Below are 13,849 nucleotides of genomic sequence, written 5' to 3'. Positions count from 1 at the left end.
CGCTGTGGTGTCTCGGTCAAGATAACTCCGAGTCCCCTGCCGGGATAGGAGTAACGGCGGTGTGGCCCCGCCATCGGCCTGTCATGCCGACAGGCCGTGAACCAGCAAATATCCCAACCCAGCGGTGTAGTGCCGTGGGAAGCCTCGCCGTTTACGGCGAGGAGGAGGTCACTAGCGAACTCGATCAAGCACAACCGTGTACCCCGCGCTCGCCCTCTTCCTCCTCGCGTTCGGGATCCCGCAGGCCGTCTGGCCGTACCGGCTCGCCCGGTTCGAAGAGCGACTCGACTCGATCGGGAGCAAGCGGGCGCGTGGTCCGAGGTCGAACCCGCGGAGTGGAAGGTGACACTCACGCGCGTCGTCGGGATCGGAATGGCGTTTCCGGGGGCGATCGAACTGCTCGTCGGGTGAAGACGGACCCTACCGTCGCCCCCACAGCGTCTCGATACGATCCTCCACTCGATCGAAGGCGATCCGAATCACGTCCCGGTGGTCCGAGGGCCACTCGGCGTCCCGCGCGTCGGTGCGGCCCGCGGTCGGCGGCGGGTGGAAGTGGTCCCGCGAGTTGTGCGCGTTCTGGTGCCGGTCCCACCGACACTTCCACGCGGTACCCCGTCGGTCCTCCTGGTAGTGGACGGCGAAGTCGTCGTTGCGGTACCAGCGAATCTCGAACCGAGCGGCCGCCTCATTCAGGTAGTACTCCGGGGACAACTCGACGCGCAGGTGCGTGTTCCCCGCTTCGAGTAACTCCGCGGACTCGACGGTGCGACTACCGGCGCATCGAGACCGTATCCGCTCCAACACCGATCGGTCTATCGGTGCGGGACTGGCGCCGTCGTCTGCCGGTGCCATCGTCAGCCGTGCGACGAGACCGCGGATCCGGCCGCCTTCCGCCGAGCGCGTTCGTGAAGGCGGCGTGCCTCGAGGGCGGTGGCCCAGTCGCCGAGGTCCGCGTACACGTCGTCGATCCGCGGCGCGTCGAACGCGAGGGCGTCGACGTCGGCGGGCGAGTCGGCGTCGTACTCGTCGCGGTACCCCTCGATCCGGTCGGTCAGTTCGGACACGCGGACCCGTAACTCGTCGATGGTGTGCTTGCGCGCGAGTTCGCTCACCCGCCGCCACTCGAAGTAGTCGTCGTTGCGCTCGTACCGGACCGGCCGCCCCTCGTGACGAACGACGATGCCGAGGTCGGCGTAGAACGACAGGTGCGCCCGCGCCGACTCGTCCGAGCAGTCCGCCCGCTCAGCGATTTTGGAGACGGTCATCGGCTCCCGAGCATGTAACACCGCGCCGTACACGCGCCCCTTCGTGTCTTCGTTCTCAAAAGGTCGCTCGAACGAGGGCGGGTCGTCGCGGTGCGCCTCATCTGCCATACCTCGCACGACGAGACAAAACTACATATTTCTTTCTGCGACCAAGATATATTTGTTGAGTCCGCGGTCGGCGCGTTTACCGGACGACCGTTAGACCGGGAGGCGCTACTGCCTCCTCAGTCGTCCAGCGACGCGACCGCGGTCCGCTCCGCGCCGATCCGTCGGTCGAGGAAGTCGTCGAGCAGCTCCAGCGAGCGGATCTTCTGGTCGATGTCGCCGGAGCCGTGGCCCTCCTCGCCCAGTTCCTCGTACTCGTAGTCGACGCCCGCCTCGAAGCCGGCGTCGTCGAGGGCGTCCCGGAGGATCCGGGCCTGCGAGACGGGCACCCGCGGGTCGTTGACGCCGTGGACGATGAGGAGCGGCGCGTCGAGGTTCCCGACGTGGGTCACGGGGCTGCGCTCGCGGTAGAGCGCCTCGTTCTCGTCGGGGTCACCGAGGTTCTTGGCCATGAGCTCCGTCCGGAAGTGCGGCATAGTGTTTTCGTACATGTCGAACAGGTCGCTGACGCCGACCCACGCGATCCCGGCGGCGTACAGGTCCGGGTACTGGACCAGCTGCCAGTTCGCGGAGTAGCCGCCGTAGGAGCCGCCGTACACGGCGACGCGCTCCTCGTCGAGCCAGTCGTACTCGTCGAGGACGTGCTCGGCGCCGACCGCCACGTCCCCCTGCTCGGCGCCGCCCCAGTCGTCGTACAGCTCCTCGACGAACTCGCGGCCGCGCCCCGTGGAGCCGCGGTAGTTCACCTGAAGCACGGAGTAGCCGCGCGACAGCAGGAACTGGACCCGGTAGCTGAACCGCCGCGCGTCGTGGTGCCGCGGGCCGCCGTGCGGGTTGATAATAAGCGGCGAGGGGCGTCGGCCGGAGTCGAACAGCAGGCCCTCGATTTCGAACGCCTCGTACGGGTCGTGGTCGACCGCCCGCGCCGGGGTCTCGGGGACGCCGTCGGAGACGAACGACACCGTCTCCGGCTCGACGAAGTCGTCGGGGTCGAACGGGCCGTACTCCGCCTCGAAGACCGTCTCCGTGGCGTCGCTTTCGAGGTCGTACGCGACCAGCTCCGGGCGCCGGCTCGACGTGGTCCGAGTCGCCAGCAGGCGGTCGTCGGTCAGCCGCCCCTCCAGCACGCCGGCGACGCCGGCCGGGAAGTCGAGTTCGCGGCCCTCGCCAGTCTCGACGTCGTAGACCACGGGGACCGTCACGGCGCCGCGCGTCCGGCTCGCGACGAAGCGGTCGCCGCCGTCGAGGAAGTGGCTCGGGGACTCCTCGGAGTCGTCGCCGCCGAACCACGTCACGGTCGCCCCGTCGACGCCGTCCGAGAGGTCGACGACCCCGGACCGACCGAAGTCGGTGGTGTTGTCGCTCACGAGCAGTCGACCGCCGTCCGGTCCCCAGTCGACCGGGGCCGCCTCGGCGCCCGTCTCGCCAACGTTCAGGTTCCGGGGGTTCGAGCCGTCCGCGTCAGCGACGTAGACGTCTTCGTTCTCGTAGGCGTCGGTCTCGTTCGTCGCGTACGCGATCCGGTCGCGGTCGGGCGACAGCTGCCCCGACCCGGTGGCGCGCTCGTACTCGGTGAGCTTCGCCGTCTCGCCGCTCGGAAGGTCGTGGCGGTAGAGGTTCATCTGCCCGTCGCGGCTGGAGCCGAGCAGGAGCGTCTCGCCGTCCTCGCCCGCGTCCAGCAGGTAGGTCTGGCCGTCCATCTCGACGACCGGCTCGCTCTCGCCGTCGAGCGACATCGCCCACACGTCGTGCTGCTCGTCGCCGCCCTCGTCGCGGTGGTAGAAGAGGCGGTCGCCGCTCGGGTCCCACTCGAACCCGGCGCGGACCGAGCGGGGCACGTCGCCGTCGCTCAGCTGGGTCAGCGACCCGTCGGCCGGGTCGAGTAGGTGGAGTTCGTTGCGGCCGGTCGCGTCGTAGTAGAGCGCGACCGTCTCGCCGTCGGGCGACACTCGGGGACTGGAGAAGGTCGGAAGCTCCGCCAGTTCGCGGAGTACGTCGGGTTCCTCGGTCTCTGACATCCGAGTAGAACGGGCGGCGGAACCGTCTTGAACGTTTCCCGGAGAGTCGATGCGCGCGTGGCGCGATGGTTCCGACACCTTCAGACGGGTGACGACTCGGAGACGCGGTCCAACTCCGCGAGACCGAGCGCCATCCCGAACAGCATGAGGCCGAGCGTCGCGACGCCGGCCGCAAGGGAGATGTTCGCGATGACGTTCGTGGTGAACGTCTCGACGCCGGCGCCCATGGCCCCTCGGAACCGCGCCCGCCGATTCGTCTCACCGCGCGACGTTTCCCGCCACGTCTTCCGATGGGAAACGACAAGCGAAGTCGCCGCCGCGCAGACGGGAAAAATCGCCGCGGTCACGAACGGGTCACCGGGGGAGAATCGCGCCACGAGACCGGTGACGGACAGTCCGACGATCAGCGCGATACCGTAGCGGAGGGCTCAGTTCACGGGCCTTTTTGTAGGGATTTCACAAATGGATTTTGGTCGGATTCCGGCGGCGCCGACCACTTCTACGAGCACCTGATCGACGGCGACGCCGCGATCAACTACACGCAATGGCAGTCGCAGTGCGGGCTGGTCGGCCGCCCCGGGCTGCGATTGTACGATCCGCGCAAGCAAGTGCGCGATCAGGACCCGGACGGGGAGTTCATCGGACGGTGGGTCCCCGAACTCGACCCGCTGCCCGCCGCACACCTCGACGCCCCCGAGAAGGCGCCGCTCGCGGTCCAGCGCGAGGCGGGCGTCGAGGTCGGCGCGGACTACCCGCGCCGGGTCGTCGACTACGAGCGGGCGCGCCTGGAGTTCCGCGAGCGCTACGGTGACGCCTTCGACGCGGCCGCCACGCGCCTCGGTGACGAGGAGATCGCGCGTCGCGCGTCGCTCTCGGGCGGGATCGAGGGCGCGCGGTCGATCGCAGCCGAACACGGCGAGCCGGCGGGGTCGGGCGCGAGCGACGCCGACGAGTCCGCCCAGACCGGCCTCGACGAGTTCGGGTGAACGGGTGGTCGAATCCCGAGGAGGGCGGGCGGTGCCCCCGTGGTGGAAAGCTTCATACGGTTGTGCGTCGTATTGTGCGTTATGACACAAAACGTCGGCGCGACGGACAAGCGAGTCAGGACAGCGGTCGGCGCCCTCGCCGGCGTCGCCTCGATAGCCACCCTCGCGGGCGCCGCGCCCCTCCCCGCGCTCGCGGCCCCGGTCCTCGGCGTCGTCGCGCTCGCGATGCTCGCGACCGCCGCGACCGGGACCTGCGGTCTGTACGCCCTGCTCGGCGTCGACACCTGCCCCGCAGACGCCGGCGGCTCGCGCTGATAGTCCCGTTCTCCTTCGCTTCAGGATAACCGATATTCCGACTACAGAGCCGTTGGAACGTTGGTTTTCGTACATGTCCGACGGCAGCCTCAAGTGACCGCAGCGCGTACCGATCGCATGTTCGACACCGAGCCGAGCAGACGGCGTCGCGCCGCGGAACGCGGTCGGGTCCGAACCGGGGTGACCGCCGCGTGAGCGACGGTCCGACCGCCCTCGTGATCGGCGGCGGCGCGACGGGGACCGGGATCGCCCGGGACCTGGCCGCGCGCGGCGTCGACGCGACGCTCGTCGACCGCGGCGGACTCGGGAGCGGGACCTCCGGGCGCTCGCACGGCCTCCTCCACAGCGGGGCCCGCTACGCGGAGGCCGACGCCGAGGGCGCCCGCGAGTGCATCGAGGAGAACCGGACGCTCCGCGATATCGCCGGCGCCTGCGTCCGCGAGACGGGCGGCCTGTTCGTCCGACTCGCCGGCGACGACCCGGACTACTTCGAGGAGAAGGTCGCGGCCTGCGAGGCGGTCGGGATCGAGACGGAGCGGCTCGACGCCGACGCCGCCCGCGAGGCGGCGCCGGGGCTCGCGGACGACGTCGAGGAGGCGTTCCGCGTCCCCGACGGCGTCATCTACCCCTCTCGGCTGGTCGCCGCCAACGCCGCTGACGCCGAGCGCCGCGGCGCGACCGTCCACCCGCACGCGCCGGTCGAGGACGTGACGGTCCGCGACGGCGCGGTCGAATCGGTCCGCGTCGGCGGCGACGTGGACGCGGCGCTCTCGCCCGATGTCGTCGTCAACGCCACCGGCGCGTGGGCGGACTCGATCGCGGAGATGGCCGGCGTCGAGGTCGGCATGGCGCCGAGCCGCGGCGTGATGGTCTCGGTGGAACACGAGGGGTTAGGCCCCGTGTTGAACCGGTGCCGCGACCCCGACGACGGCGATATCGTCGTGCCCCACGACGGCGAGGTCGTGTTGGGGACGACGAGCGTCCCCGTCTCGGACCCCGACGACTACGAGCGCGCCGACTGGGAGGTCGAGCGCTCGGTCGAGGAGTGCGCCGCGATGCTCCCCGCCGTTGCCGACGCGCCGACCGTTCGGACGTGGTGGGGCGTCCGACCCCTATACGCGCCCGACGAGTCGGGGGAGGACCGTCGCGGCATCTCGCGCGGCTTCACGCTGCTCGACCACGAGCGCGACGGCGCGGCCGGGCTGTACAGCGTCGTGGGCGGGAAACTGACCACCTATCGGCAGATGGCCGAGACGACGGTCGACCGCGTCTGCGACCGGCTGGGGGTCGAGGCCGACTGCGAGACCGCCGAAGAGCCCCTCGCTCACGCCGACGACCCCGAGCGGCTGGACGAACTCGTCGAGGAGTACGGCGGGGCGAACCCCACCGACGCCGGCGTGGTCGACGCGCCGGCGGACGACTGACCGACGGACGCCTCCGGGCGCGTCGCGGCCGCGTGCCGACGCGGGTTCGAGGCTGAACCACGGGGTTGAGGGCCCGACGGCGCGACCGATCGGTATGCCAGTCGCGACGGTCGGCGAGACGGCGACCCACGAGGTAGCGATCACCGATGAGACGATAGAGACGTTCGCGGCCGTTTCCGGCGACGAGAACCCGATCCACCTCGACGACGAGTACGCCGCCGAGACGATGTTCGGCGGCCGCGTCGCGCACGGAATCTTGTCGGCGGCGGTCGTCTCCGGCGCGCTCGCGCGGCTCTCCGGCGACATCGTCTACCTCTCGCAGGACCTGTCCTTCGAGAAGCCGGTTTTCCCCGGCGAGACGGTCGAGGCGACCGTCCGCGTCACCGAGGACCTGGGCGACGACCGGCTCGCGGTCGAGACCACCGCGACCGTCCCCGAGCGCGACGAGCGCGTCCTCTCGGGCGAGGCGACGGTGTTGTCGGTGCCGCACGGAAGCGGTGAGTGACCCACGACGGCGGACGCTCGGCCAATACGGCTTATAAATAAACGAAAAGAGGGGGAGGTGGCGCGTGCCGACGAGCGCCCACAGGGCGCGAGTCGCACGCGCGAGGTCGCCGGCGGCGAAGCCGCCGGCTGCCAGAGAATCTTCGATTCTCGCTGGAGTCGGCCGGTCGGAGCGAAGCGGAGACCGGCCGACGAGGCTGGGGAGGCGTGAGGCTTCGGTGCTGTGCGGGGCGGGACTCAAAGGGGCAGTCGCGAGGGCGAAGCACGGCGACGTAAGTAGCGTGGCGCTACGCGCCACGGAAAGCCGGCGGCGCCGCCGCCGCCGACACCGGAACGAGGGAGCGGAGCGACCGAGTGAGGCGCGCAACGAGCCGCGCGAGTCCTCGCGACTGGGGCTTTGGAGGTGTTCGTCGCCGATCCGCTCTCAGCCATTTATAAGCGAGCGGTCGAGGTTTCGGAGGTATCCGCCACCGACCCACAGTCAACTATTTATAAGCGGTTAGCCTCGCCACCGGAGCACGGTCGCGGACCAGGTGTAGCCGGTCCCGGCCGCGAGCAGACAGACGAGGTCGCCCGGTTTGAGCCGACCCGTCTCGGCGCCGCGCTCCACCGCGAGCGCCTGGTCGACGCTCTGGACGTGGCCGTACTCGTCGAGGTAGTAGCCGTCGCCCGCGGGGTCGAGGCCGAGCTCGTCGAGGACGCGCTCGTGGAACGACCGCTTCATGTGCGTGAGCGCGACGAAGTCGAGGTCGTCGCGGTCGAACCCGGACCGCTCCAAGGCGGTGTCGGCGACGGAGAGGTACGCTGGCAGCGACACCGGCCCCAAGCGTTCCTTCATTCCCTCGGGGTCGGGCACGTCGAGTGTGTGGAGCCCCTCGCGGACCGTCTCCCCGCTCGCCGGGCGCTTCGACCCGCCCGCGGGCATCACCACGTCGTCGGCGAACGAGCCGTCGGTCTCGGCCGCGCTGGCGAGGACGGTCGCCCGCGCTCGGCCGTCGAAGGGATCGCTTTCGACCCCGTTGTCCGACGCCTCGTCGTCCGCCGCCTCGACGACGAACGCGCTCGCGCCGCTGCCGAAGTTGAACATGAACGAGCTGTCCTCGTTGCCGTAGTCGACGAGGTCCTCCTCGCGGCTGGCGGCGACGAGCAGCGCGGTGTCGATCGGCTCGGTCTCTAGCTGCGCGGTCATCTGTCGCAACGCGATCGGCGCGCCCGCACAGAGCGTGTAACTCTCGGTCGCGTAGGCGTTCGTCGCGCCCAAGCGGTCGGTGATCGCGGCCGCCGCCGACCAGACGACGTGGTCCTTGTACTCGGATCCGTGGTAGACGACGGCGTCGAGGTCGGTCGGGTCCACGTCCGCGTCCGCGAGCGCGGCCTCGGCCGCCGTCACGGACATGTCGGTCGCGTGGTCGCCGTCGGGCGGGCAGACGTGCTTCTCGCGGACGCCCATCTTCTCGACGACCACCTCCTCGGGGATACCGCTCTCGGCCGCGATGGCCTCGCCCGTGATGATCTCGTCCGGGACGTACGTCCCGATTCCGGTGATACCGACGGTCATCGGTGTCCCCCACGTCGCGTTCGATTCGGTTCGCCGCGTCGCGTGGTGTCGATCATGTGTCGTGTGTCCGCATCGTGATTCGTCGCCGTTGTGCGTACTGACACCGCAGAGTTCGAGCCGGTAGGCCCGCGCCCCACAACGCTACCTCCGATAGCGCCGCAGGTAGTCCGGGAGCCGCTTCCCGACGGTGCCGCCGAGCCGGTCGCGAAGCGTCCCGAGGATGCCGTTCGGGACGAACAGCACGAACAGCACGAAGACGATCCCGAGGTACAGCGGGGCGCGCCCGTCGACCGCGGTGTTGACGAACAGCTCCAGACTGACCCCGAAGAGGTCCGCTTCGAGGACGCTCGCCGGGAGTCCCTCGCGCAGCAGCGTCGCGATCCCGCCGCTCTCGGTGGAGAGGACGTCCGCTAACCCCTGATTGAACAGGGTCCCGTAGATCGGGCCAGCGAGGGTGCCGAACCCGCCCACGATCGTCGTGATCAGCGCGTCGGCGGTGACGAGGAAGTAGAACGTCCCGTCTGGCGCGACCGACCGCGAGTAGGCGGCGAAGACCCCGCCAGCGATCGCCCCGAAGAAGCCGCTGATGGCGAACGCGGCCAGTTTGAACCGGTAGGTCGCGTAGCCGACGGCGCGCGCCCGTTCCTCGTTCTCCCGAATCGCGATCATCACGCGCCCGAACGGCGAGTGGATGATCCGCTGCATCGCGAAGTAGCAGACCACCACGACGACCCCGAGCGCGTAGTACGAGACCACCGTCGCCGACAGGTCGATCCCGAGCCCGAGCAGGTTCTCGACGCTCTCGCCCGTGAGCCGCCCCACGTCGAGACTCAGCGCGTCGACGTAGGGGACGCCGATGGCGAGCGCGTCACCGCTCACCGTCGCGCCCTCGGTCGGGTTGCTGGAGACGTACCCCCACGACCGGATCAGCTCGTAGATCACCTGCGCGAACCCGAGCGTGATCATCGCGAAGTAGACGCCCGTGAGCCGGAACGACACCGACCCGATGACGAGCGCGAGCACCCCGGCCAGCACGGCGCCGAGGAGCAGCGTGATCATGAACGGCGTCCCACCGGGGACCCCCGGCACCTGCCCGTTCGCGGCGAGGACGACGAAGTACGCGCCCGTGCCGAAGAACGCCGCGTGGCCGAACGAGAGGTAGCCGGTGTAGCCGCTGACGAAGTCGAAGCTCATCGCGAACAGCCCCATGTACAACACCACGACCATGAACGTGATCGCGGGGAGGAACGCCTCCGCGAACGGCGCGGCCGGCGTCGCCAGCAGCGCCTCGTAGACCAGCGGATACAGCAGGAACCCGAGGATGACGGCCGCGTGAACGACGTGGTCCCGCAGGTGCTCGCCGAGGCCGCCGGTCGCGGTCGACGGCGGAACCGGGTCCGCCTCGTCGACGGGAGCGTTCGCGTCGACGGGAGCGTTCGCGTCGGCCGAGGAGCCATCGTCGCCGGGGTCGTCTCCCTCGACCGAGGCGCCCTCGTCGGCGGAACGGTCGGGGTCGCTAATGGCCCCCCACCTCCTCGACGCCGTAGAGCCCCTGCGGGCGGATGATGAGCATCACCACGAGCAGGAGGAAAATGGTCACCTCGGAGAGGCCGGGGAAGGTGACGATCCCGGTGGTGAACAGCCACGTCGTCACCGAGTCGGCGATCCCGACGATGCCCGCTGCGACGAGCGTCCCGGTGAAGCTCCCGAGCCCGCCGATGATGACGACGACGAACGCGTACAGCAGCACGTCGACGCTCAGGAGGACGCTCGGCCCCCAGATCGGGTCCCACATCAGCAGGACGCCGCCGACCGCGGCGAGTCCGGTGCCGACGCCGAACACGACGGTGAACGCCTGTCGCACGTCGATGCCGAGCGCCTGGACCATCTCGGTGTCCTCGCTGCCGGCGCGGATGTAGAGCCCGTACAGCGTCTTCGTCAGGAACGCCCACACCGCGACCGCGACGAGCGCGCCGATCGCGACCTCGAAGAGGTACAGCCGCCTGACGCCGACCCCGAGCAGTTCGGTCCGACCGAGCAGCACGTCCGGCGCGGTGGCCATCGGCGCCTGCCACTGCGGGTCCGGCTGGATCCCGCGGAGCGTCAAGACGATCCGGGCGACCTCCTCGATGATGAGCGAGACGCCGAACGTCAACAGGATCTGGTAGGTGGGCGTGCGGTCGTAGATCGGTCGGATCAGCGCCACCTCCATCGCGCTGCCGGCGGCGGTCGTGACCGCGAACACGAGCGCCAGCGCGACGAAGAAGACGAGTATCGTCGCGAGCGTCCCGGTGTTCGCGCCGACGAGGAGGACGAGCACCAGCCCGCCGAGGTACGCGCCGACCATCGCGACCGCGCCGTGCGCGAAGTTGAGCACGCCCATCAGTCCGAAGACGAGCGTCAGCCCGACGGCGATGGTGAAGTACACCGCGCCCTTGCCGATCCCCTCGGCGAGCACGCGGGCCGCGGTCTGAAGTCCCTCCACCGCGCCGCCGGTCGCGAGGAGCGCGGTCGGGTCGACGAGCGGTGCGATCTGCGAGACGACGGGAGCGGCGAGCGTTCCGGGGCTCATGCGGTGAGGTACCTCCGGATGCGCTCGTCCTCGCTCGTGACGCCGGCCGTCTCGCCAGCTTCCACAACGACGCCGTGGTCGACGAGGTAGAACCGGTCGGCCAGATCCATCGCCAGCCGGAAGTTCTGCTCGACCAGTACCATCGTCGTGTCCGCGGAGGCCGCGCGCAGCGCCTCGACGACGTCCTCGACGATCTGCGGCGCGAGCCCCTCGCTCGGCTCGTCGACTAACAGTAGCTCGTTGTCCCCGACCATCCCGCGGGCGATGGCGAGCATCTGCTGTTGCCCGCCGCTCAGGTCGCCGGCCTCCTTGTCCGCGAAGCGGTCGAGCGCCGGGAACAGCTCGTACGCCTCCGCGATCCGCGCGTCCGGGTCGGCCGACGAGTGCGCGGCGACGCGGAGGTTCTCCGCGACCGTCAGATGCGAGAACACGCGACGCTCCTCCGGGACCCACCCCATTCCGCGGGCCGCGATCTCGTGGGGCTCCATCCCGGTCACGTCCGTCCCGTCGAACCGGACCGTCCCCTCGCGGGGCGGCGTCAGCCCGAGCGCGGTGCGGAGCGTCGTCGTCTTCCCGACACCGTTCCGGCCGACCAAGGCGACGATCTCGCCCTCCTCGACCGACAGCGACAGCCCCTGGAGGATGTGGCTCTCGCCGTAGTAGGTGTGGACGCCGTCGAGTTCGAGAGTCCTCACCGCGGTTCACCCCCGGCGCTCGCGCGGCGCCCGCCGTCGGCCACGGCGTCGCCGTCGCGGTCGGCGGCGTCGTCGCGGTCGGCGTCGCCGCCGCTCCCCTCGCCCGCGGCGGGTCCGTCTTCGGACTCCTCGCGGCCGTAGCCGCCGAGGTACGCCTCCTGAACGGCTTCGTCGCCGCGCACGTCCTCGGGCGGCCCGTCGGCGATCAGTTCGCCGCGGTGGAGGACGGCGATCCGGTCGGAGATGTCCATCACCACCTCCATGTTGTGCTCGATGAGCATCACCGAGTGGTCTTCGGCCACGTCCTCGATCAGCGCGACGACCTCCTCGACGCCCTCGCTCGACACGCCAGCGGTCGGCTCGTCGAGTAGGAGGAGGTCCGGGTCGCCGGCGAGCGCGACGCCGATCTCGAGGCTGCGCTTCTCGCCGTGGCTCAGGTTTTCCGTGACGGTCTCCGCCTCCCCCGCCAGCCCGATCCGCTCGAGGATCGCGGTCGCCTCCGCGTAGTGGGCCTCGAAGTCGGCCACGTTGCGCCAGAGTTTCCAGGAGTCGTTCCCGCGGCCCGCCTGCGCGGCCACCCGGACGTTCTCCAGCACCGACAGCGTCGGGAACAGGTTCGTGATCTGGTACGACCGGTGGATCCCCGCGAGCGCCGTCTCGTCCGGCGAGGCGGCGGTGATGTCGACCGGCGATCCGCCGTCCCCGTCGCCCGCCGGGTCGAACCGTATCCGTCCGTCAGAGGGCTCTAACACGCCCGTAAGCAGGTTGAAGAACGTCGTCTTCCCCGCGCCGTTCGGGCCGATGATCGAGCAGAGCTCGCCGGCCTCTAACGCGAAGTCGACGCCGTCGACGGCCGTGATGCCGCCGAAGCGCTTCGTGAGCCCCTCGGTCTCCAGCAGCATTACAGCGAGCAGCTCGCGTCCTCTTCTGGGACCATTACGTCCTCGGCGTCGAGGCGCTGCTCCGGCTCGCCGGGCATGATCGCCGCGTCCCAGGTGTCGGCGAACTCGTCGGTCGTCGGCACCGGCCACGCGACCGTCATCTGCGAGGCCGCCTGGTTGTTGTGTTCCTGGAACGTGTACGCGTCGGCGCCCTTCGGCGTGTCCGCGACGGTCATGCCGCGCAGCGCGTCCGCGACGTCGGCGCCGTCGGTCGAGCCCGCCTCGCTCACCGCCTGCGCGAGCGCCGACGCCATCGTGAACGTCCCCGAACTGAACAGGTCGGGCACGATGCCGTACGCCTCCGTGTGCATGTCGATGAACGCGTCGTTGATCTCGTTGTCGTACTGGTTCCAGTGGTATCGGGTAGTGAACGGCCCGAGACCCGCCTCTTCGATGTCCTGCGCGGTGAAGTCCTCGCCGAGCGCGGACTCGATGGTCCCGCCGATGAGCTGTGTGGTCAAAAGCGCAGCGAAGCCGCCGAACACTTGGATGTCGTACGACACCGCCGCCGAGAGGAACTGCGGCAGCGTCGCGGCGGTGAAGCCGCCGACGACGCCGGTCGCGCCGTCGGAGACGGCCTGCTCGAAGAGCCCGTCGAACTCGGAGTACCCCTGCTCGACGAACCGGGGTTCGAGGACCTCCACGCCCTCGGCCTCCAGCACCTCGGTGTAGTTGTTCGCGACCCCCTGCCCGAACGCGTTGTCCGACGCGAAGATGGCGACCGTGTCGATGTCGAACTCGCGGGCGACGTAGGTGCCGCCGGCGCGCGCGTCCATCGCCGTGTGCTCGCTCGCGCGGAACGCGAGCGGGTGACAGAACTCCTCGCTGACGGTGATGTCGGCGTCCGCGGCGGGGCCGATGAGGAACGGGACTTCGCTCTCGTCGACGACCGTGTCGATGACGCGCCGCGCGCTGTCCGAGGAGGACGCCCCGAACAGCACGTCGACCTCCTCGTCGACCACGAGGTCGGTCGCGACGCTTTGGGCCGTGTCCGGGCTGAACCCGGTGTCCTCGACGATTATCTCGTAGGTCGGCCCCCCCTCGGGCTCGACCGTGTACGTCCCCGGCGTGGCCTCCTCGATCGGGTCGAGGTCGTGTTTGTACGCTAGCCCGGAGTAGAACCCGCGGAGGCTGATCTGCCCGTAGTACTGAAGATCCCCGGAGGTCGGCTGGATCGCGCCGATCCGGATCGTCTCGCCGGAGAGGTCGCCGCCACCACCGCCGCTGCCGTCGGAGCCGTCCGATCCGTCGGAGCCGTCCCCGCCGTCTCCCCCGCCGGAACAGCCGGCCAGTCCCGTGAGTCCGGCCGCGCCGACCGCGGCACCGGTTCCCCGCAGATACGCTCGCCGTGTGTGTTCGTCTCGCATACACTATCCGATGACGGACACCACCATGAAGGGCCGAGTTAAGATGTTAACAGTCCGCGCGGATTCGACGGAAGACGGCGGAAATCGGCGCCGAAACCG

At 69.9% G+C, this 13,849-nt stretch carries 13 protein-coding genes and 2 pseudogenes; 5 read left to right on the top strand and 10 right to left on the bottom strand.

What is annotated here, in order from left to right; all coding sequences use genetic code 11:
* The first annotated feature begins 196 nt into the window (after positions 1-196).
* A pseudogene (locus tag KI388_RS15575) lies at positions 197-411 on the top strand (hypothetical protein).
* A gap of 9 nt (positions 412-420) precedes the next feature.
* Here KI388_RS15575 and KI388_RS07725 read toward each other — a convergent pair.
* The 4 genes from KI388_RS07725 to KI388_RS07710 form a co-directional block, all read right to left on the bottom strand.
* On the bottom strand, positions 421-852 hold the full coding sequence (locus KI388_RS07725; protein ID WP_251133127.1) for a hypothetical protein: 432 nt from the start codon (positions 850-852) through the stop codon (positions 421-423).
* Between the two features lie 2 nt (positions 853-854).
* Positions 855-1,373 carry a transcriptional regulator gene (locus tag KI388_RS07720; RefSeq protein WP_215086103.1) on the bottom strand — a complete coding sequence of 173 codons (519 nt, stop codon included), beginning with the start codon at positions 1,371-1,373 and terminating at the stop codon, positions 855-857.
* Positions 1,374-1,489: 116 nt separating this feature from the next.
* Positions 1,490-3,388 (bottom strand): prolyl oligopeptidase family serine peptidase, encoded by a 1,899-nt coding sequence (locus KI388_RS07715; protein WP_215086102.1) that lies wholly within the window; start codon positions 3,386-3,388, stop codon positions 1,490-1,492.
* Positions 3,389-3,468: 80 nt separating this feature from the next.
* Positions 3,469-3,615 carry a hypothetical protein gene (locus tag KI388_RS07710; protein ID WP_215086101.1) on the bottom strand — a complete coding sequence of 49 codons (147 nt, stop codon included), beginning with the start codon at positions 3,613-3,615 and terminating at the stop codon, positions 3,469-3,471.
* Between the two features lie 258 nt (positions 3,616-3,873).
* On the opposite strand from KI388_RS07710, the pseudogene KI388_RS07705 reads away from it, so the two are divergent.
* The 4 genes and pseudogenes from KI388_RS07705 to KI388_RS07690 all read left to right on the top strand — a co-directional run.
* A pseudogene (locus KI388_RS07705) lies at positions 3,874-4,374 on the top strand (FAD-binding domain-containing protein); the annotation flags it as partial.
* A gap of 81 nt (positions 4,375-4,455) precedes the next feature.
* The gene (locus tag KI388_RS07700) at positions 4,456-4,689 is read left to right on the top strand and encodes a DUF2892 domain-containing protein (RefSeq protein WP_215086100.1); all 234 of its coding nucleotides are present in this window, start codon (positions 4,456-4,458) and stop codon (positions 4,687-4,689) included.
* Between the two features lie 191 nt (positions 4,690-4,880).
* Positions 4,881-6,113, top strand: a complete 1,233-nt coding sequence (locus tag KI388_RS07695; RefSeq protein ID WP_215086099.1) for an FAD-dependent oxidoreductase — start codon at positions 4,881-4,883, stop codon at positions 6,111-6,113.
* A gap of 94 nt (positions 6,114-6,207) precedes the next feature.
* A complete protein-coding gene (locus tag KI388_RS07690) occupies positions 6,208-6,618 on the top strand; it encodes a MaoC family dehydratase (RefSeq protein ID WP_215086098.1) in 411 nt (136 codons plus the stop codon).
* A 498-nt stretch (positions 6,619-7,116) separates the two neighbouring features.
* Here KI388_RS07690 and KI388_RS07685 read toward each other — a convergent pair whose 3' ends face one another.
* From KI388_RS07685 to KI388_RS07660, 6 genes are all read right to left on the bottom strand, one after another.
* On the bottom strand, positions 7,117-8,175 hold the full coding sequence (locus KI388_RS07685) for a 3-oxoacyl-ACP synthase (RefSeq protein WP_215086097.1): 1,059 nt from the start codon (positions 8,173-8,175) through the stop codon (positions 7,117-7,119).
* A 141-nt stretch (positions 8,176-8,316) separates the two neighbouring features.
* Positions 8,317-9,528, bottom strand: coding sequence for a branched-chain amino acid ABC transporter permease (locus tag KI388_RS07680; protein WP_215088760.1), 1,212 nt, complete (start codon positions 9,526-9,528; stop codon positions 8,317-8,319).
* Between the two features lie 163 nt (positions 9,529-9,691).
* Positions 9,692-10,747 carry a branched-chain amino acid ABC transporter permease gene (locus tag KI388_RS07675; protein ID WP_215086096.1) on the bottom strand — a complete coding sequence of 352 codons (1,056 nt, stop codon included), beginning with the start codon at positions 10,745-10,747 and terminating at the stop codon, positions 9,692-9,694.
* The gene (locus KI388_RS07670) at positions 10,744-11,442 is read right to left on the bottom strand and encodes an ABC transporter ATP-binding protein (protein ID WP_215086095.1); all 699 of its coding nucleotides are present in this window, start codon (positions 11,440-11,442) and stop codon (positions 10,744-10,746) included. The genes KI388_RS07675 and KI388_RS07670 overlap by 4 nt, the downstream gene beginning before the upstream one ends.
* Positions 11,439-12,344, bottom strand: coding sequence for an ABC transporter ATP-binding protein (locus tag KI388_RS07665; protein WP_215086094.1), 906 nt, complete (start codon positions 12,342-12,344; stop codon positions 11,439-11,441). The genes KI388_RS07670 and KI388_RS07665 overlap by 4 nt, the downstream gene beginning before the upstream one ends.
* Complete coding sequence (locus tag KI388_RS07660; RefSeq protein WP_215086093.1) at positions 12,344-13,750, bottom strand: ABC transporter substrate-binding protein; 1,407 nt, start codon at positions 13,748-13,750, stop codon at positions 12,344-12,346. Before KI388_RS07660 ends, KI388_RS07665 begins: the two co-directional genes overlap by 1 nt.
* Positions 13,751-13,849 lie beyond the last annotated feature (99 nt).

This window comes from Halorubrum sp. 2020YC2 (assembly GCF_018623055.1).
GTDB lineage: Archaea > Halobacteriota > Halobacteria > Halobacteriales > Haloferacaceae > Halorubrum.
Note: the sequence above shows the minus strand (reverse complement) of the source record. Positions and strands in the feature narration are given on the sequence as shown.

Bases quoted from the DNA above. Each gene is read 5' to 3' on its own strand.
- KI388_RS07660 (WP_215086093.1), bottom strand. From the start codon at position 13,750: ATGCGAGACGAACACACACGGCGAGCGTATCTGCGGGGAACCGGTGCC.
- KI388_RS07720 (WP_215086103.1), bottom strand. From the start codon at position 1,373: ATGGCAGATGAGGCGCACCGCGACGACCCGCCCTCGTTCGAGCGACCT.
- KI388_RS07675 (WP_215086096.1), bottom strand. From the start codon at position 10,747: ATGAGCCCCGGAACGCTCGCCGCTCCCGTCGTCTCGCAGATCGCACCG.
- KI388_RS07715 (WP_215086102.1), bottom strand. From the start codon at position 3,388: ATGTCAGAGACCGAGGAACCCGACGTACTCCGCGAACTGGCGGAGCTT.
- KI388_RS07665 (WP_215086094.1), bottom strand. From the start codon at position 12,344: ATGCTGCTGGAGACCGAGGGGCTCACGAAGCGCTTCGGCGGCATCACG.
- KI388_RS07725 (WP_251133127.1), bottom strand. From the start codon at position 852: ATGGCACCGGCAGACGACGGCGCCAGTCCCGCACCGATAGACCGATCG.
- KI388_RS07690 (WP_215086098.1), top strand. From the start codon at position 6,208: ATGCCAGTCGCGACGGTCGGCGAGACGGCGACCCACGAGGTAGCGATC.
- KI388_RS07710 (WP_215086101.1), bottom strand. From the start codon at position 3,615: ATGGGCGCCGGCGTCGAGACGTTCACCACGAACGTCATCGCGAACATC.
- KI388_RS07700 (WP_215086100.1), top strand. From the start codon at position 4,456: ATGACACAAAACGTCGGCGCGACGGACAAGCGAGTCAGGACAGCGGTC.
- KI388_RS07685 (WP_215086097.1), bottom strand. From the start codon at position 8,175: ATGACCGTCGGTATCACCGGAATCGGGACGTACGTCCCGGACGAGATC.